The organism is Listeria rocourtiae subsp. hofi (assembly GCF_963575615.1).
Classification (GTDB): domain Bacteria; phylum Bacillota; class Bacilli; order Lactobacillales; family Listeriaceae; genus Listeria_A; species Listeria_A hofi.
Map to the genome: position 1 here is coordinate 34,405 of NZ_CAUYTL010000021.1, position 19,088 is coordinate 53,492.

Genomic DNA, 19,088 nt, shown 5'->3' on the forward strand with positions numbered 1-19,088 from the left:
TTTTTTGACGCCATTTTCAAATAGTGCTATAATAAAAACGAAAAGAGAGCCATGCTCGACACATGACTCCCTTTAAGAGTAGAACCCATTAAGATGGTAGCTCGAGTTAATTAAATAGTTCTTGTATAACCATCTATTACTCCGCTAAAAGTGAATAGATGGTTATTCTTTGTCTTTTTGTATTGCTTTCACAATCACGACAATTAGACCGATTAAGGAAACAATAAAGCTTCCAAAACCGAGCATAAGTGCCATTGCTTCTGCAACAGACATCGGCTAGTCCTTTCCAAAGGGTTTGAACTTATTCGCATAAGCACCACCACCTTTATGATGAGATAGCCACCATCTTTCACTTCTCTACTTTTTCTAGTATATCAAATTAAAACAGAATAACACACTCAATTTGTGGTGTTTTTCTTTTATTCCCTAAATACATACACAATTCGGAGGTTCATTCATGCTCACACCAGTCCTACACTCACTCATCGTAGCGCTCGCATCCACCATTCTTGCTTTCCTCACCATGCTCCCGCTCAGCTACTATTTCGCAAATCGCAAATCACGATTCCAACTAATCATTGAAATTATCATCCTATTACCACTCGTCCTACCACCAACAGTCGTAGGCCTTATCCTACTCAACCTGTTCGGCAAAAATGATCTCATCGGCGCTTTTTTATGGAGTAACTTCAATTACAGCTTCATCTTCACGCTCGCTGGTGCCATCATTGCCACAACCATCATCATTCTACCAATCATGTACCAAGGCCTAAAAAGCGCGTTCCTCTCCATTGATCACGACCTCGTCTGGGCCGCGCAAACCCTATCCGCAAACGCCAGAACCATCTTCGTAAAAATCATTCTGCCAAACTGCTGGCAACCAATTTTAGCAGGGATTTTACTTAGTTTTTGCCGGGCGATGGGTGAATTTGGAGCAAGCCTCATGGTTGCCGGTTACGTCGAAGGAAAAACGGATACCATAGCCTCCAGCATTTACTTCATGGTCCAACAAGGAGACATGCGCACTGCCATTTATCTTGGTCTCATCAACGTCATTATCGGCATTATCGCGCTGATGGTCATCCACATCCTAACCGTCCGCCAAACCAACTTAACGAGAGGAATGTAACCCATGGGACTACGCTTACAATTTAAAAAGAAACTACCCTTTCACGATCTTGACATCAACTACGATCTCATTGCTCCAATAACAGCAATCATGGGCGCGAGTGGCTCTGGAAAATCAACTTTATTCCAGTGCATCAGCGGCCTTAAAAAAATCGACGAAGGCATTATCGAATTCGGCAATACCGCTTGGGACGACACATACAGCGATATCTCCGTTCCAACAGCCGCGCGCAAAGTAGGCTATCTCTTCCAAAACCTAGCCCTATTTCCAAATATGAACGTTTTTCAAAATATCGCATTCGGCCTTACTGTCCATAAAAAAAATCGCACCGAAATCGAACAACAAGTCCGTAAAATAAGCGACTACTTACAAATTTCCCATCTCCTTTTTTCCTCCGTCCAAAAATTATCGGGCGGTGAAAAACAACGCGTAGCCATGGCCCGTGCAATGATTATCAATCCGAACCTCCTGCTCCTTGATGAACCATTCAACGGTCTTGATGAGAACACGCGCAACATCTGCATCGAACTCGTCGGTCAAATGGCGCGCGATTTCGACATTCCAGTCATCTTCGTTACCCATTATCACCAAGAAGCCGAATCCCTCACAGGAGAAATATTAAAAATAAAGGATGGTCGCCTTGTCAAAAACTAAAACAATCGCAGGAATCGTGCTCGCAGGCGGAAATTCCAGGCGTTTCGGCGAAGATAAAGCACTGCACAAAGAAACACCCAATTCGAAAACTTGGGTCGAACAAACCGCTGATAAATTGCGCCCAGTCGTCGATCACGTGTTCATCGTCACGAATAAACGTCTATTCTTAGACATACAATCTTTGTTCAGCGATGACACTGTAACTGTATTGATCGATCAAGAACCATTCCTAGATAAAGGTCCACTTGGCGGTATTTACGCAGTTATGTGCAGCACTAAATATGAGCGCTATCTCGTCACACCAACCGACACACCACACGTAACGACAGCTATTTTTATCGAACTCATCCATCAGGGAAATGCCTATGCCGCGACTAAAAACGCCGAACATTATCTCACCGCTTGCATCCCCTACTGCAAAAACGAAACTCAAGTCTTGCTAAATACAGATAACCTTCGTATCCGACAACTTTTACAAACAATCAACACCCAAAAATGCGTTTTTCCAAGCGAATCTCCATTCCAAAATAAAAACTACAAATAACCATCTTCAGGAGGTACTACATGCGGTTTCTATCTCTACTCTGGCAATTCACATGGACACAAATACTTTGCTGCATCTTCCCAGCCATCATTTTTCTCTCGCTTGCCTTTTCCAAATACATTGACATCCCCTTCCTTCCGAGATACGATTTACTGCTCATCATCTGCATTATCGCGCAACTACTTTTAATCAAATTTGGCCTGGAAACATGGGATGAACTCAAAGTCATTATGCTTTTCCACATCATCGGCCTCGCCCTTGAAATCTACAAAATTCATATGGGTTCCTGGGCTTATCCAGAAGACGCTTACACAAAAATACTCGGCGTTCCACTTTACAGCGGCTTCATGTACTCAAGCGTTGCCAGCTACATTTGCCAAGCCTGGAAACGCTTCGATCTCACCGTCAAAAATTGGCCCAAAAGTAGCTATGTCATCACGCTCTGTGTCGCAATTTATCTCAACTTTTTCACGCATCATTACATCTGGGATTTCCGTTACATACTTATCATCGCCGTCCTGCTTCTTTTCCTACGCACCATCGTATCATTCACGGTCGGCGACAAACGCTTAAAGATGCCGCTATCCCTGTCCTTCCTGCTCATTGCGTTCTTCATCTGGGTAGCAGAAAACATCGCCAGCTTCTTCGGCGCATGGTACTATCCCGACCAAGCAATCACCTGGCAACTCGTTGGCTTCGGTAAAATCACCAGCTGGTATCTCTTAATCATCATCAGTGTCATGATCATCGCCGAACTGAAATTTCTCAAAAAAGAGCGACGAGAAGACAGCAAAGAAGCCATCGATTCGTAATTAATCGCCGGCTTCTTTTCGTTTTCGTATATATTTATTGATATTGAAATAAAACATAAAAGCGACTACAAAAATAATAACTTGATAAATACGCGGAAAACCATAATCCAATCCTAAAATTGCAACACCAATGAATCCAGCAATAATACACCCCAATATATTAAGCCAAACTTTCTTAGTCATAGCTCCGTTCCTCCCTTTTTACCCGCTTCTCATAAGGTAGCAATTCCAAATCAATTCCCTTCTCCTTTTTAAATTTCGTAAAAGCCGCTAAATCCATCGGTCCATACGATTTTTCCCACTCTAAATCAAAAATCCAATATTGGGGATTATGGTGTTTTAATCGCCGTTCCCCAACTTCCTCCGTGTCCTCCGATTTAGCAATCAAATACACCTCATCCCAATCCAAAGCCACGATATTTCCAATCGTCTCCTCCGTCGTTCCTTCTGCATCCTCCATGACTACTTTAAACACATTATCCATCGCCCCATCAGGATATTTCCGCACAAAATCGTGTTCCATCGTGTTAATCGCGACAATTTGATACTTATCATTCACATCAATCTCATAATCACCGGCCCCAGAACAACCAGCTAGTACCAATACACTCAAACTACCAATCCATTTCTTCAACATTTAAAACCACTCTTTTCTGCCATTTCCCATATAGCTATCCCATCCCACCATATCATAGCCCCAATAACGAAACAACAAAAACAGCGAAAATTAACGATCTACCCCATAATCAACTTCTCTACAGCATAAAGTCGCGGCGCCTCAATCCCATATTTCCTAGCCTCAACTACCATCTCCCTCACAGCCGGCCCAACCTGATAATGATTATGTTCCACAAGCGCATAACTAATACTCTGAGGCGAAAATACCAATTTACTCAGAAAAAAACCGACCACTTTTGGCGGTAAAACATTCAAAATCCTTGTTAAAGCGCCCAATTGAGAGCCTTTTGCTTTCAAAACAAGACGGAGCTCTCTCATATTACTACCAATCCCAGCCAATGACTCCGACGACGAAACGACCTTTTTAAAACTCCCGCTTTTTAAAACCTCCATCTCCATCGCCACATTGAATGCAAAATGATTTTGAAGCCAACTCTGAAAATCTTTTGGCGTCTTTACTCTGAAACCAGCATCCACAAAAAGTCGCTGTACTTCTAAATTTCTATCACTAAAACTAGATGCAAACGTTCCAAATTCAACCGTCTTATAAAGTCCACCGTAAAGCGTGTTCCCCTCGAATCCGCCACCAGCGCCAGGAAAACCATACACAATCCGGTCTGGTGAAATCGGATTAAGCGCTACCTCAGGATTTCTCCAAAAATTACAGAAAAAAAGAACAGTTGCCTTTCCAATTCGAGGCGCAATGTACTTCGCCGAATCAGACACTTGCTCTGGGTTCACACTCAAAAAAATAAGATCATAGTCATGATTTTTCGGTATTTCTTCCCGTATAACAATTGGCCACCTCTCTTTTGTCCGCCTATCCTTCTTACTTTTTCGAGCATCCCACATTTCTAAATCCACATGAGAACCATATATTGCTTTCCTACCTTCGCGAACATAAAATTCAACTGTGTGGCCCGCCTTCTCAAAAGCCCAAGCATATTGTGTCCCGATAGCACCGCGTCCAAAAAACAGTATTTTCATAAGTTTTCCTCCTATCATATTGACTATCCAACAACGTGTTGTATAATGAATTATACGGCCTTAATAAATATTCATCAACCTACAATTTTTTCAAATCTGTTGGATTGTGAAAGGAGATTACCATGAGAAAACAACCTGAAATAACTAACAAAACAAGACAGGCATTAATCGATGTGTTTTGCGAACTTTACAGTCAGAAACCGATAGAGAAAATCACCGTACAAGAAATTGCCAATAAATCTGGCTATAATCGCAGTACTTTTTATCAGTATTTTACGGATGTTTATGATTTGCTTGATTTTATGGAAAATGACATATTAGATTACATTCATGAAAACGCGCACAACAAAGAACAGACCGATCCACAAGGTATACTCTTACTTTTTGAAGAAAAGGAATTATACCTCCACGCTTTACTGAGTGATTACGGCAATATTCGCTTTATTGAGAAGCTGAAACGTGAATTTTTTTCTGACAAACTGGATTATTGCATCCCAAAAGATAGTTCGATGACGCCTTACTTATTAGAATTTAACATTTCAACCGCTTTTTCATTGATTCGTCTTTGGCAACGTCGACAAAAAGATTTACCACCAGAACAATTATTTCGCTTAATAGACACGTTAGTTAATTCAGGTACATCTTCCATTCAAAAAAAGTAGCGAAGATCAAAACACCGATCTCCGCTACTCTCTTCATCCTCTTTTCCACTTCAACCAACTATACGAATCCATGATTTGCAAAAACCGGACCAATCTCGATAAACTCATCCCATCCTCATTCCCAAACGTACGTGAAAACCGCTCCTCCATCTCCGGAATCGTCGTCTCCCCGTCCATCTGTGAAAGAATGAAATAACCATGCTCATCCAGCTTAATCCGCCGTTCTGTTGGTTGCTTTAAAAACTTCGTCGCCACGCGTTCCAACCAAGCAGAACGCGGCACAATCAAATATCTCTCCTGCTCTGCGACTTCCAGAACTAACCCATTCTTCAAAACTGGAACTTCTTCCAACATATTTCGCCGTTCTTTTTTTCGCATAGAATAACCCCCTCCTTGTGTCTAAACATTTGGTACTACGAAACTTTGCTACACCGTCAACCAAAGTGGAGCGACAAATGATTAGATGCTAGGCAAAGACAAGTACCAGCGCGGAATCTACGACTTGTACACCAACTAAAAACAGGGAGGGAGTCTCACCCCCAACCATGTGAGAAGTTATGCGAAATACAGCATAGAAGAGCACTGGAACGGAGCCTTTAACGACGCAGATGAGCGTTTGTCGCTACGCTTTCTTCTTTTTAGGTACTGTTGAGATGTAAAGCAATGTACACACAATCAAGAATACCAGGAACGGTAGCCATTGATTTGTCAACAAGTACTCAGTTGGAATAATATTTGGGTTAATCGAAATCATAAAGGCAATAATAACGCCCAGCAACGATTCTCCAGCAATTAAGCCAGATGCAAATAATGTTCCACGCTCAATACGTGCTGCTTTTTCCTTATCTTTTTTCGCTTTGATAACTTGGTTTACGATTAAGCGAACGAACCCACCGAACATAACGGTTGCACTAATGTTTAATGGCAAGTAAAGACCTACTGCGAACACAAGCGAGTTCATACCTAGAAATTCAATAACAATCGCAATCGAAACGCCGATAAAGATTAACGTCCACGGCAAATTGCCATTTAAGATACCTTCTGCTAAAATTTTCATCAACGCAGCTTTTGGAGCTGGTAAAGCTTCTGAACCCATGCCATATGCGTTATCTAGTAGTGTCAAAATATAACCCATTACAAGACCACTGGCAATAACACCAATCATCATCGCAACCTGTTGTTTCCAAGGTGTTCCACCAACGAGGTACCCTGTTTTTAAATCTTGTGAAATATCACCTGCAACAGCAAGCGCCGTACAAACAATCGCGGCAACCGTCAATGTCAGTACAATACCTTCTGTGCCACTATAACCGAATGATTTATAAGCAATCGCTACAATCAGAAGTGTCGCAATGGTCATCCCAGAAACTGGTGAGGAAGAGCTACCAACAATTCCAACAATTCGCGATGCAACCGTAACAAATAAGAATCCGAAAATCGCAATTGCTAAAGCGCCAATAATGCCAACATTCGTAAATGGATCAAACGCGATAATAACAATTAATACAGTAATCCCAATCAAAACCCATTTCATTGGAATATCTTTATCTGTGCGCTCAATTTCAAGCATTTTCTGTCCTTTATTCTTATTAATTCCAACCATCGTACTACGCAGCGTCTGGATAATCGCTGGCATCGTTTTCGCAAGCGTAATCAAACCACCAGCCGCAACTGCACCGGCGCCAATATAGCGAATATAATTATCCCAAATCATGCTCGCATCTAACGTTTTCAATGCCTCTGAAGCTGGAAAAATAATGTCTGAACTACCAGCACCAAAAAATGCTATGGAAGGAATCAAAACAAGCGAAGCCATCAAACCACCAGCTACCATCTGACCCGCAATTTTTGGCCCGATAATAAAACCAACACCGAGTAAAGCCGGATAAATCTGCGTCCCGATAAAGGCGTTTTGAAAATTATAAATCCCCGTCTGTACATCACTTCGGAAAACTTTGAAACCATCTGTAAGAACTTTCACAAGAGCCCCAATTCCGAAACCAAATACAACGAGTTTTGCTTGTGCCCCGCCACCTTTCTCACCTGTTTTTAGAACTTCCGCACAAGCCGTTCCTTCTGGATAAGGCAACGTCTCATGTTCATTAACAATCAGCATTCTTCTAAGCGGTACCATCATGAACACACCTAGGAATCCCCCGGTCAATACGATGAATACTAGCATAATCTGGTTGATGTCTACACCTAGCATAAATAGCGCTGGAATCGTAAACACCGCACCAGCACCGAGCGCTTCCCCTGCTGTTGTCATCGTCTGCACAATGTTGTTCTCCAAAATCGAATCGCGCCTAAAAATCCCGCGCAAAATCCCCATCGAAATAACAGCTGCCGGAATTGACGCAGATACCGTCAAGCCTACTTTGAGCCCTAAGTAAGCATTTGCTGCGCCAAATAAAATTGCAAGAATAATACCAAGAACGATAGAAGTTACTGTCAATTCCGGCAGTGATTTGGAAGCAGGTATGTAAGGCTGAAACTGCTTGCTACCCATTTTATCACTCATTTTGTAACTACTCCTTTAAGTTTTATGTAATCTTTGTTCCTTTAAAGCAAAGATCCAATTCTATTTTACCCCTACATACCCATTTTCGCAATGGATATCTGGAAGAAAAAACAAGAAAATACAATCCTTTGAGCAGAAGGACGCCATCCTTTAATCACTTTACTATAGACACCAAAGCGACGAACCTACGCTCTGATTCGCCGCTCCCCTACTTATAATAATCCTAAACGTTGCAATCCCTTCAAAACCCCATCATTATCGACAGAATCCGTCACGAAATCGGCAATTGCTTTCACTTCATCGCGCCCGTTAGCCATCGCGACTCCCGTGCCAACTTCTTGTAACATTTCAATATCATTCAGACCATCGCCAAACGCATACGCATCCTCAATTTTGAAATCCAAGCGCTTCAACATTTCTCGAATACCAACTGCCTTCGAACCGTTTGCAGGAGCCACATCCATCGACACATCATGCCAGCGCAAGAAACCATACTCTGGAAAATTATCCTTGTAAAATTCGTCATGACTCTCATCGGCAAACAATAAACATTGATACAATGTCCGGCCTTTATAAAATTCCGCATCAAGCTCTGGATACCCCTCTTTCAGCGAGTTCATACCTTCATGTACCTTATGATGATCCGGAATATTCGTCCGTAGCGTCTCCTCATTCATAAATACAAGCGGATGATCCAAATTCTCCGTAATTTCAATTAAGCGCTCCATTGAATCCTGTGGCAAGGGGTTATCAAATACCATTTCCCCCTCAAAAACAACATATTGTCCATTAAAACTCACATAAGAATTAATATTCAATTCCTCACATATATCTTTCAATAAAAAAGGAGCCCTCCCAGATGCAATCGCCACATAAACACCTTTATCTTGTAAGGCTTTCACAGCTTTTCTTGCGGAATCTGGAATCTCCTTGTTGTCATTGACCAACGTACCATCTACATCAAAAAACACAATTTTCTTCATCGCTCAAATCTCCTCAAACCAAATTTGCGGGAAAAATGCACCCAATTACTAATCTCATCATTAAGTATACCAAAAAAAATACGATAGCGGATAGAAACTACGTAATTAATCTCATCACCTTGAAAACAAATGATACCTCTATAAAAAATTATCTGTACAATCAAAATATGATTTTCCAGCCTCCTATCACTTTTTCAACCTATTTGAGTAGATTGTAGTAGCATTTATCTTTTTTTATGGTATATTAGAATTCAAGGATAAAAGTTCGGATTTTATTTTTACAAAGAAGTGACTTATGAAACCTACCGTGAATTGAAATCATTTGCTGTCCATTTTGTTTAAAATGCGCAGAATAATGGTATTCAATTGGAGTAGGTGAAAAAAACGCAGAATGTCATGTATATTCTAAAATCGTAGCCAAACTTTACTAACGGCTACCATTGTTTCTTTTTGCCTTTTTCACAAGTCACACCATTTTATCCATGAATTTATTATGTAAATAGATTGCAAATGAGGAGCAATGCTATTTTTACAATGAATAATAACGAAACATAAAGGAGAGAAAAAAATGATTTTTAAAGTTTATTATCAAGCAACAAAAACCGAAACACCTGTCAGAGAAAAAACACAATCCATCTATGTGGAAGCAAGTGGCGTGCCAGAAGTGCGCGTTATTCTTAAAGACCAACCCTTCCATATTGAGTTAGTAGAGCAATTGAGTGAAGCCCATCTGCAATACGAAAAACAAAATGAAGATTTCCAACTGTGGGGGCAGTAATCCGCTATGAAATTTGTAAAAAATAATGAAACAGCTGTTTTCGCACTCGGTGGTCTAGGCGAAATCGGAAAAAACACTTACGGCGTGCAATTTCAGGATGAGATAATCCTCATCGATGCCGGTATTAAGTTCCCAGAGGACGAGTTACTCGGTATTGATTACGTTATTCCCGATTACACGTATTTAATCAAAAACAAAGAAAAAATTAAAGGTTTATTCATTACGCACGGTCACGAAGATCATATTGGTGGCGTTCCTTACTTGCTTCGCGAATTAAACATTCCCGTCTACGCTGGGAAACTAGCGGCAGCGCTTATCCGCAATAAATTAGAAGAACATGGCTTACTGCGCCAAACGAAGATTTACGAGTTTGAAGAAGACGATGTTTTCAAATTCCGCAAAACAAGTATTTCCTTCTTTGCAACAACACACAGTATTCCTGATTCTTATGGCGTTGTTGTCAAAACACCGTCTGGAAATATTGTTCACACAGGCGATTTCAAATTCGATTTCACACCTGTTGGCGAACCTGCAAACTTAACAAAAATGGCAGAAATAGGAAAAGAAGGCGTACTATGCCTCCTTTCAGATTCTACCAATGCAGAAGTTCCTAATTTTACAATGAGTGAGCGTATCGTTGGGGAAAGTATTAAAAATATTTTCCGTGATGTGGATGGTCGGATTATTTTTGCAACGTTCGCATCCAACATTTATCGCCTACAACAAGTTGTGGAGTCCTCTGTCGCAACTGGTCGCAAAATTGCTGTTTTCGGTCGTAGTATGGACTCTGCTATCACAATTGGTATCGAGCTTGGCTACATCCAGGCGCCGAAAGATACGTTTATCGAATGGGGACAATTGAATAAACTACCTGCCAATGAAGTCACGATTCTTTGTACCGGTAGTCAAGGTGAACCGATGGCTGCACTTTCGCGTATTGCGAACGGTACCCATCGTCAAATCCAAATTCAACCTGGCGATACCGTTGTCTTTTCTTCTTCACCAATTCCAGGAAATACACTTAGCGTAAACCGCACAATTAACCTACTTTTCCAAGCTGGTGCAGAGGTTGTTCACGGTAAAGTTAACAACATTCATACGTCTGGTCACGGTGGCCAACAAGAACAGAAACTGATGCTTCGTCTCATGAAACCTAAATATTTCATGCCAATTCATGGAGAATTTAGAATGCAGAAATTACATGCCCAGTCCGCGTTTTACTGCGGTGTTCCTCATGAAAATAGCTTCATCATGGAAAATGGAGATGTGCTGGCTCTAACTGCTGATACCGCGCACGTTGCAGGAAAAATCCAATCTGCCAACGTGTATATCGATGGTAGCGGAATTGGTGATATCGGTAATATCGTTTTACGCGATCGCCGTGTCCTTTCCGAAGAAGGCTTAGTTATCGTTGTTGTCTCCATCAGTGCGGCTAAAAATAAAGTAATGGCTGGTCCAGATATCATTTCCCGCGGCTTCATCTACATGCGTGAATCTGGCAATCTGATTAATGAGGCACAAGGATTATTGCGCCGTCATTTAAACAAAGTAATGGACAGCAAGACTACACAATGGTCCGAAATTAAAAATGAAGTCACAGATACGCTACAACCATTTTTATATGAAAAAACAAAACGCCGTCCGATGATTTTACCAATCATTATGGAAGTTTAGTATAAAAAAGACTCCAATCAGAATTTCCTGATTGGAGCCTTTTTTTGCATGATTAGGCTTTTCGTCTTACGTAATAAAGTCCAACACCGATTAACACTAATCCACCTAGCACAATGCCCGTTTGATCTTCGTCACCAGTCTGTGGCAAGTTCTCATTTTTCACAGGGACAATCGCTGATTCCTTATCCCCTGTTGCTGGAGGAATAATCGGTTCCGGCGTTACTGTGCTATCTTTTCCATTATCTGTATCCGGTAAGTCTGTGCCACTCCCGTTATTATCGCCAGGAATTTCTTCACTACCACCGTTATCAATTGGATCTGCAGCCATAACAGCTACTGTAAATGTCTTGCTATAACCGTCCGCATCCGTTACCGTAACGCCAAATGTATCTCCTTCTTTCAAGTTTTCACTACTCATATCAATTTCAAAATTACCATCTACATCCGCAACAACCGGTGCTACTTTTGCTTGCACTGCCAAAGTGTCTAACGAAACCGTCGCGCCTGGAATTGTTTTTCCTTTAAATACAGCATCTTTTTCTTTATACGATACAAAAGTCGTACTGTCCGCAATCGCTTGAACTGCTGCATCTTCTTTTTCCTTCGCTATTTCTGCTTCTGTTTTGAACGTTTTGCGACCAAGTTCAGGTGTTACAAGTTTGCTTTGTGATTGAATATAATTGATAAATGTGTCTGTATCAGGATCAATAACATCGACTTGTTTTCCTTTCGTGAAAGCAGAGAAAGAATCACCTCCGCCAAATAGGAAATCATTAATTACCACACGATACGTTGCCGCTGGGTCTAATTTCGTGCCATCTTCCTTCATCACATCAACTACACGCTTTTCACCAGCGTCATTTTTTGTGTACGTGTATGTCAAACCAGAAACTTGTAAAAAGTATTTTTCAGATTCGTCATATTGCTGATTTAAAGCTTCAATAATATCTGCTCCAGAAAGTTCAACTACTTGCAAAATGTTTCCAAAAGGCTGTACGGCTTGCGCTGCGCCCCAGGTAACTGCATATGAACCGTTCGCCGCCGTTCCAACAAGATCTGCGCGAATTCCACCATTATTTGTCATCGCAAAATCAACCGGAATTCCAGCTTGCTTTGCCATTTCGCGTTGACCGTCTGTAATTAAATTTCCAAGCGGTGATTCATTATCCGCATTTGTATCGCGTGTCAGCACTGCACTGTCCATTTGTCCAATCGGCTTGCTAATGACAGGATTCACCAATGAATAAGCTTCGTCGATAACACTGCGAACCGCCACATCTGGCGTTACGTCTTGTAAATTGTATTTAATTTCCGCATTAGGAGTTGTCTCAAAATCTTTTGTCGTTTTGTTAAGTACACCTGTTACATTCGAATACGCTTTCCCATTGTTATAGCTCTGCACTAAGCGTGTATTACTTACTTTTCCGTTCGTATATTGATGATTGTGTCCTGCTAAAACAAGGTCGACGCTATTGTTAGGCGCTATCTGATTCACTTTGTTAATCATATCCACGGCTGCACCAGAAACTGCACCTTCTCCATTTGTTGGATTACCTGGTGTTAGCGCTGGAACGTGTGACAAGACAACGATTGCATTCACGCCCTTTGCTTGTAATTCCGCCGAGTATTTAGCGATTGTCTCCGCTTCATCTAAGAAATTGAAATTTTGAATATGATTCGCTAGTACTAGTGATGGAATCTCAGTCGTTACAACGCCGATAAAGCCAACGTCCACGCCGCCCATATTTTTAATCTCATACGGCTTGAAGCCATAAGGAATTGAGCCATCAGACTTGTTCACCACGTTCGCAACGACAATCGACATATCGGATGCTTCATGATTATAGTTTTGCGTGATTTCATTAAAATCGGACGTATCTCCACCATCTAAAATTCGCTTAAATTCCGCTAAGCCTTCATCAAACTCATGATTGCCAAGCGTCCCAATTTCGAATTTCATCCGATTTAGCACTTTGATTGTTGGCTCATCTTGCAATAGACCTGATATTGCTGGACTTGCACCGACCATGTCCCCCGCTTGCACACGTATCGAATTACTTGCCGAGTTATCCACTAAACCATTCGCTGCTAAAAATGTTGCTTCTGTATTGTTCAAGTTTGTCGCCAAGTAATCCGCGCCACCAATTTTACCAAGTGGTGAGCTTGAAGGCGTATCCAATGCCCCGTGAAAATCATTCACTCCTAAAATTTGGACAGGCACAAGATTAGGATCGACTGCTGCGTTTGCTATATGGGCGCTACTCCCAATCGCTGTTGTACCAATTCCAACCGTTAAACTCGCTGCTAAAACAATTTTTAATCCCTTTTTGTAAAAATACTTCACGTTTTAAATCCTCCCTTTTTTGCGTGCAGTAAAATATTAGATATGTTATGTATATAAATTAGCTGTCTATACCACACTTGTAAGCGTTTTAGTCGTACCTCATCATTGTAACAAAAGCCACACGCCATTTCAATGGATTAAAATACCTTAACAAAGAACTCGCTCAAGTTTGTTTTGTTAAGGTATCGCTAATCTATTTCAATTGAACTTTAAAAGTTTTTACCTCATAAGGTGTAACTGAGAAACTCCATTTACCAGTCTCTTTCTCAGCAATTGGCCGTTCCATCAAATCACATTCCTGCCATGATTCTATTTGAAAGTCACTTGTTAACACTACATTACAACGACCGCCCGTGAATTCATGCAAACGAACAATAATCGCATCACCATCCTCCGCTTTTTTCACGGCATCAATTTGAATCTGCTCACGATTGGATCTTAACAATGATCGATTGTCATGCGATCCAAGTGCAACACGTAGCGGATTGTTAAGCGCCCAAGCTTCCTGCACTACATCGCCTTCTACAAAATTACCTTTATGTGGAAATAAGGCATACGTAAACATGTGCTCACCTTGATCTTGCGTGACGTCCGGATATATTGCCGATTTCAGTAGCGTTAAGCGCATGACATGATCCTTAATATCGTGACCATATTTGCAATTATTTAAAATACTGACACCGTACCCCGTCTCACTCAAATCTGCCCACTGATGTCCAACCGTCTCAAAACGCGCATAATCCCAGCTCGTATTCCAATGCGTCGGTCGCTTCACATTTCCATATTGAATATCGTATGTCGCATCTGATGCCATAACGTCCACTGGGAATGCCACTTTTAGCAACTGTTGTTTTTCATACCAGTCAAGCTCCGTTTCAAAATCAATTCGCGCACTATCTCGGTAAAAATGAATGTTTTGCGCAATCGTCGAGCTACCATATAGCCACTCCATTCGCACTGTCGCTTGAAGTTCACCATTTTGAGTCACCGTCACATTTTCTAGCTGTGTCACCTCACGCATTTTTTCCTGGTAATAAATATCAATATCCCAAGCATCAAAATTCAGCGGTTTATCCTCAAAAACCTGCAACACATTGCCGGCCTCATTCTTTGCCAGAACCTCACGCGCCTGTCTTTTATCAAAAATTTGGGTAAACTGTCCCGCTTCATTCCAAGTCACACGATAATGATTCGTCTCCAAGCCATTATGAATAACTTGCGCTAACGGCTTCACCTCGGTAATTTCAGCAGTCACTTCATACGTCAATGTTTCCGTCCCAAATGGAGTCAGACCATCCAACGCAACTAACCAACTCCCCGCCAAATTCCGTTCAGCATCCAAACGTTTCCCAGCCGCATCCTTCCAAACCACCGCCTCTAATGTTGGAATCGCAATTTCAGCCAAACGCGGTCGCTCCCAAATCGAACTATTCATTAACGTCACACAATTTGGTGCATCCTCATCCATCGCGCTCATCTCGTCATATGCCATCAACGCCAAATTTTCCGCCTCATCATACTCCACAACACAATCCTCATACACTTCCTGAATCGAGGAACCCGGAATAATATCGTGAAACTGGTTGCGCAACACAATTCGCCAACTTTCACGAAGAAGGTCACTTGGATACGCTTCAAAATCTCCTGTTTCCGCTATTTGCAATACTTGAAACCACTCAGCATCTCGAAGCAACAACTCCAATTTTCGGTTCATTTTCTTGTTATGCGCCTGCGAAGTATATGTGCCGCGATGGTACTCAAAATAAAGCTCCCCATTCCACGTATGTACATACTCCTCCGAATTTTCTACACGTTCATGCAATCTTTCAAAATAAGGCCCCGCATGCCCCGTTTCTACTTTTGGCATACCCGGCATCTTGTCAAATCGGTCAATCATCTCTAGCATCTCGCGTGTTGGCCCCCCGCCACCATCACCAAAACCATACGAAACGAGCAGCTCATTATTCAAATTTTTATCATTATAACTGTTCCAAACGCCCTTCACCGCACGCGCTGTAATATTTCCATTATACGTATAATAAATATCATGTGCATTATCCGGTGTCGTAATAAAATGCGTCAAAATCTCTGAACCGTCAATCCCACGCCACCAAAATGTATCATGTGGCATTTTATTAAACTGATTCCAACTTATCTTCGTCGTCATAAACGTCTCTAGGCCCGATTTCTTCAAAATCTGCGGTAACGCCCAACTATAACCAAACACATCTGGCAACCATAAAAACTTACTTTCCTTGCCAAACTCCTCCTTAAAGAATCGCGTCCCTTGTAAAATTTGGCGCACTAACGACTCACCAGAAGGAATATTACAATCCGCTTCCAGCCACATCCCGCCATCTGCCTCCCAGCGTCCATCCGCAACTCGCGTCTTAATCTTTGCATAAATATCCGGATAATCCTCTTTAATATACGCATATAGCTGCGGCTGTGACTGCAAGAACTCATAATTCGGATACTGCTCCATCAATCGCATCACCGTTGAAAATGACCGTGCCGATTTCTCACGCGTATGCTTCAAACGCCACAACCAAGCTACATCAATGTGCGTATGACCAACACACGTCACCGTCACATCAAAGTTTTTCGGCATCGCATCAATTCTCAAATTAAGCAACCGTCCAGCCTCATGTAACGACGCCATATGCTCCGTGCTTCTAGGATTCGCCCAATCAATCACTCGAAAACTATGATCTAGCGCCTGCATCAAACCGTAACGCTCTGTGCTATTCTCCGCCAAATAGTCAAGCGTCTGTAGAGCCGCAAAAGCCGTGTAATAAAGATCATCCACAGCCACATCTAAGTAGCCGATAAAAGCCTCCTTAATCCGATGCTCCTGCTCCCTAACTTGACCACCACCCTCAAGACCCGACCACAATCTAAAAATCAGTTCCACTCGTGTTCCCGCCAAATCATCCGCAAAAAACACTTCCTTATGATTCTGATCCACCCCTTGATATGGCTCCCCATTCATGAACAATAGTGACTCAAAACCAGTATTATTACCGTCTCCTGTTTTCCCAAAATCAAAAAAGCCCAAAATCCGATGCCCTTCTCGTTTAGCTGGTAATACAACACTTCCCCTCAACCAAACATAACGATCTCGGCCACTCCAATCCTCCCCAAGCGCAATTTTATCCTTAAAATTTAGTCCAGTAGGATAACTCCCAGTCGCTCCCAACGCATCTTCTATGATACCAAAATCTGAAATCAGCTCCGATATCACATAACGATATTGACTAAGCTCCCCATTTCGATTTTGAACCTTTTCTTTCGTCCAAAACATGCCATCACACCTTCCAATTATTTAAACGCTTTCATAAGTGAAATATATCATAGAAATCCAACAAGTCAACTAGACAAACTAAAGAAAAAGAAATTCGCGTCTCATCACGAATTCCCTTTCAAACTATCAACAAAGCGCGCTGTAATCAATTGCGGTCTCGTAATTGCACCACCAACCACAATCGCAAAAACACCAATATCTTGAATCTTTTTCGCAATTTCTGGCGTCAAAACATTCCCTTCCGCAATCACCCTAGCCACCCGAATCTCGCGCACCATTTGACGTAAAAGAGCGAAATCATCATCCGCAATTTTTTTCCCATCCGTCTCTTCCGTGTAGCCAAACAAAGTAGGTGCTACAAAATCAAATCCTAATCGCTCTGCCTCAACCGCTTCCTCCAGTGTAGCAACGTCTGCCATAAAAAGCTGCTTAGGATATTTTCGTCTAATTTCCGGAAATAACTCTGCAATCACCGTCCCATCAGGTCGCACTCGACTCGTCCCATCCATCGCCACAACCTCCGCCCCTGATGCGACAATCTCGTCCACCTCAGTCATCGTTGGCGTAATAAAAACTGGACACGCACCATAGTTTTTCTTATGAATTCCAATAACCGGTAATCCAACTTCCGCTTTTATCGCCACAATATCCACCGCAGTATTGGCACGAATCCCGACCGCCCCGCCAATCTCAGCAGCAAGCGCCATTTTAGCCATAATATGTGAACTATGTAACGGCTCATCTTCCAAAGCCTGGCACGAAACAATCAAACCTTGCGACATTTTTAAAACCTTCTTTTCTTCTTTCATGGCAAAATTCCTCTCAATTTATCATTAAATTCTAATTTGATTTATAGCCTTTGGAGTGATACCATTATGATAGTATTAAGTTTAACAATAACGGTCAATTTATACCACTTATAAATATTACTTAGATAAAATAAGACGTGTCAACACACAGAAAGATAGGACTAAATATGGATACAATTCGCTTTCAACCCTTCGAGAAAAAGCCATCCAGATTGATGCATCGACTGCAAATCTCCTTTGTTATCCTACTAGGCATTATGTTCACATTAGGTGCCTTTGCGATTCACTATTATAACGGTATCCAACAAACATTGAACAGCATCCACGTACCATTGTCTAAAGATAAACCCTCGACTAGTACACTAACAGATGGTCATGCTTTTTCCATTCTAATGATTGGGACAGATGCCCGAGCTGGTGAAACAAATGGACGTTCTGATTCTATGATTCTCGCGACAATTAATAAAGAAAAAAATTCTGTCAAAATGCTTAGTATCCCACGAGATACGAAAGTGACCTATGATGACGGCAATATAGGCAAAATTAATGGTAGCTACTCTAAAGGTGGCGCAGAAGGTACTGTAGGCGCTGTAGAGAAACTGATGAACGTCCCCATCGATTATTACGTGACTATCAACATGAAAGGCTTCAGCGACCTAGTATCAGCTGTAGGCGGTGTCCGCGTTACTAACGACATTAATCTAACCGAAGTCAACAAACGCTTTGTGAAAGGCAAAATTGACTTGAATGGGAAAGAAGCCTTACAATACGTCCGAATTCGTCATGAAGACCCCCGCGGAGATTTTGGCCGTCAAGATCGGCAACGCGATGTCATCATGGGTATCAGTAACGAACTAGCCGGCACTTCCTCCATCACTCATTTTAATAAGCTTCTAAAAGCAGTGGGTGAGAACTTTACGACAAACCTTGCGATGGATGATATCCTGGAAATCGCTACTAGCTACTCCAGCGTGAGAAATGATGTCGACACACTCAAAATGGAAGGCGAAGGTGTCTCCATTTACAGTGAAGCTTACGGTTTCAATCTCTATTACTACGAACCAGAATCCAAATCAAAAGCTGCGGCAACAAAAACTTTCCGTGAACATTTAGGTTTGAAGAATTAAAAAACGAGGATGGGACAAAAGTTGATCTACAAATCAACGGATGTTCCATCCTCTTTATATGTATATAGAAATAAGTACACAA

The 19,088-nt window shown here is 41.7% G+C and carries 18 protein-coding genes; 8 read left to right on the forward strand and 10 right to left on the reverse strand.

The features are described from left to right. Nucleotides 1-162: 162 nt before the first annotated feature. On the reverse strand, nt 163-273 hold the full coding sequence (locus tag R8925_RS09995) for a putative holin-like toxin (RefSeq protein WP_430535729.1): 111 nt from the start codon (nt 271-273) through the stop codon (nt 163-165). Between the two features lie 184 nt (nt 274-457). Here R8925_RS09995 and R8925_RS10000 point away from each other — a divergent pair, with 184 nt between their 5' ends. From R8925_RS10000 to R8925_RS10015, 4 genes are read left to right on the forward strand one after another with little or no spacing between them, the layout of a single operon-like run. Then, the gene (locus tag R8925_RS10000; protein WP_430535730.1) at nt 458-1,129 is read left to right on the forward strand and encodes a molybdate ABC transporter permease subunit; all 672 of its coding nucleotides are present in this window, start codon (nt 458-460) and stop codon (nt 1,127-1,129) included. Nucleotides 1,130-1,132: 3 nt separating this feature from the next. Then, nucleotides 1,133-1,783 (forward strand): ATP-binding cassette domain-containing protein, encoded by a 651-nt coding sequence (locus R8925_RS10005; RefSeq protein ID WP_430535731.1) that lies wholly within the window; start codon nt 1,133-1,135, stop codon nt 1,781-1,783. Beyond that, nucleotides 1,770-2,327 (forward strand): molybdenum cofactor guanylyltransferase, encoded by a 558-nt coding sequence (locus R8925_RS10010; RefSeq protein ID WP_430535732.1) that lies wholly within the window; start codon nt 1,770-1,772, stop codon nt 2,325-2,327. The genes R8925_RS10005 and R8925_RS10010 overlap by 14 nt, the downstream gene beginning before the upstream one ends. 20 nt (nt 2,328-2,347) lie before the next feature. After that, entirely contained in the window at nt 2,348-3,139 is a 792-nt protein-coding gene (locus R8925_RS10015; protein ID WP_430535733.1) for a DUF817 domain-containing protein, read from the forward strand. Here the strand turns inward: R8925_RS10015 and R8925_RS10020 are convergent, their stop codons facing one another. From R8925_RS10020 to R8925_RS10030, 3 genes are all read right to left on the reverse strand, one after another. Next, on the reverse strand, nt 3,140-3,322 hold the full coding sequence (locus R8925_RS10020; protein ID WP_430535734.1) for a hypothetical protein: 183 nt from the start codon (nt 3,320-3,322) through the stop codon (nt 3,140-3,142). It abuts the gene before it with no gap. Continuing rightward, nucleotides 3,315-3,776: a DUF3997 domain-containing protein gene (locus R8925_RS10025; RefSeq protein WP_430535735.1), complete on the reverse strand. Its 462-nt coding sequence runs from the start codon at nt 3,774-3,776 to the stop codon at nt 3,315-3,317. The genes R8925_RS10020 and R8925_RS10025 overlap by 8 nt, the downstream gene beginning before the upstream one ends. Nucleotides 3,777-3,874: 98 nt before the next feature. Then, the gene (locus R8925_RS10030; protein ID WP_430535736.1) at nt 3,875-4,804 is read right to left on the reverse strand and encodes a ketopantoate reductase family protein; all 930 of its coding nucleotides are present in this window, start codon (nt 4,802-4,804) and stop codon (nt 3,875-3,877) included. Between the two features lie 122 nt (nt 4,805-4,926). Between R8925_RS10030 and R8925_RS10035 the strand changes: the two genes are divergently transcribed. Next, nucleotides 4,927-5,466, forward strand: a complete 540-nt coding sequence (locus R8925_RS10035; protein WP_430535737.1) for a TetR/AcrR family transcriptional regulator — start codon at nt 4,927-4,929, stop codon at nt 5,464-5,466. A 33-nt stretch (nt 5,467-5,499) separates the two neighbouring features. Here R8925_RS10035 and R8925_RS10040 read toward each other — a convergent pair whose 3' ends face one another. The 3 genes from R8925_RS10040 to R8925_RS10050 form a co-directional block, all read right to left on the reverse strand. Further along, nucleotides 5,500-5,844 carry a PqqD family protein gene (locus R8925_RS10040; RefSeq protein WP_430535738.1) on the reverse strand — a complete coding sequence of 115 codons (345 nt, stop codon included), beginning with the start codon at nt 5,842-5,844 and terminating at the stop codon, nt 5,500-5,502. Nucleotides 5,845-6,088: 244 nt separating this feature from the next. Further along, nucleotides 6,089-7,987, reverse strand: coding sequence for an OPT family oligopeptide transporter (locus R8925_RS10045; protein ID WP_430535739.1), 1,899 nt, complete (start codon nt 7,985-7,987; stop codon nt 6,089-6,091). Nucleotides 7,988-8,199: 212 nt separating this feature from the next. Further along, the gene (locus tag R8925_RS10050; RefSeq protein ID WP_430535740.1) at nt 8,200-8,970 is read right to left on the reverse strand and encodes a Cof-type HAD-IIB family hydrolase; all 771 of its coding nucleotides are present in this window, start codon (nt 8,968-8,970) and stop codon (nt 8,200-8,202) included. Nucleotides 8,971-9,538: 568 nt separating this feature from the next. On the opposite strand from R8925_RS10050, the gene R8925_RS10055 reads away from it, so the two are divergent. Next, nucleotides 9,539-9,748: a DNA-dependent RNA polymerase subunit epsilon gene (locus R8925_RS10055; RefSeq protein WP_036072188.1), complete on the forward strand. Its 210-nt coding sequence runs from the start codon at nt 9,539-9,541 to the stop codon at nt 9,746-9,748. 6 nt (nt 9,749-9,754) lie between these two features. Then, on the forward strand, nt 9,755-11,422 hold the full coding sequence (gene rnjA, locus R8925_RS10060) for a ribonuclease J1 (protein WP_430535741.1): 1,668 nt from the start codon (nt 9,755-9,757) through the stop codon (nt 11,420-11,422). Between the two features lie 52 nt (nt 11,423-11,474). Here the strand turns inward: rnjA and R8925_RS10065 are convergent, their stop codons facing one another. The 3 genes from R8925_RS10065 to R8925_RS10075 form a co-directional block, all read right to left on the reverse strand. Continuing rightward, entirely contained in the window at nt 11,475-13,766 is a 2,292-nt protein-coding gene (locus tag R8925_RS10065) for a 5'-nucleotidase C-terminal domain-containing protein (protein ID WP_430535742.1), read from the reverse strand. Between the two features lie 193 nt (nt 13,767-13,959). Then, complete coding sequence (locus R8925_RS10070) at nt 13,960-17,070, reverse strand: alpha-mannosidase (protein WP_430535743.1); 3,111 nt, start codon at nt 17,068-17,070, stop codon at nt 13,960-13,962. Between the two features lie 104 nt (nt 17,071-17,174). Then, nucleotides 17,175-17,879 carry an N-acetylmannosamine-6-phosphate 2-epimerase gene (locus R8925_RS10075; protein ID WP_430535744.1) on the reverse strand — a complete coding sequence of 235 codons (705 nt, stop codon included), beginning with the start codon at nt 17,877-17,879 and terminating at the stop codon, nt 17,175-17,177. 167 nt (nt 17,880-18,046) lie between these two features. Between R8925_RS10075 and R8925_RS10080 the strand changes: the two genes are divergently transcribed. Next, entirely contained in the window at nt 18,047-19,006 is a 960-nt protein-coding gene (locus R8925_RS10080) for an LCP family glycopolymer transferase (protein WP_430535745.1), read from the forward strand. Nucleotides 19,007-19,088 lie beyond the last annotated feature (82 nt).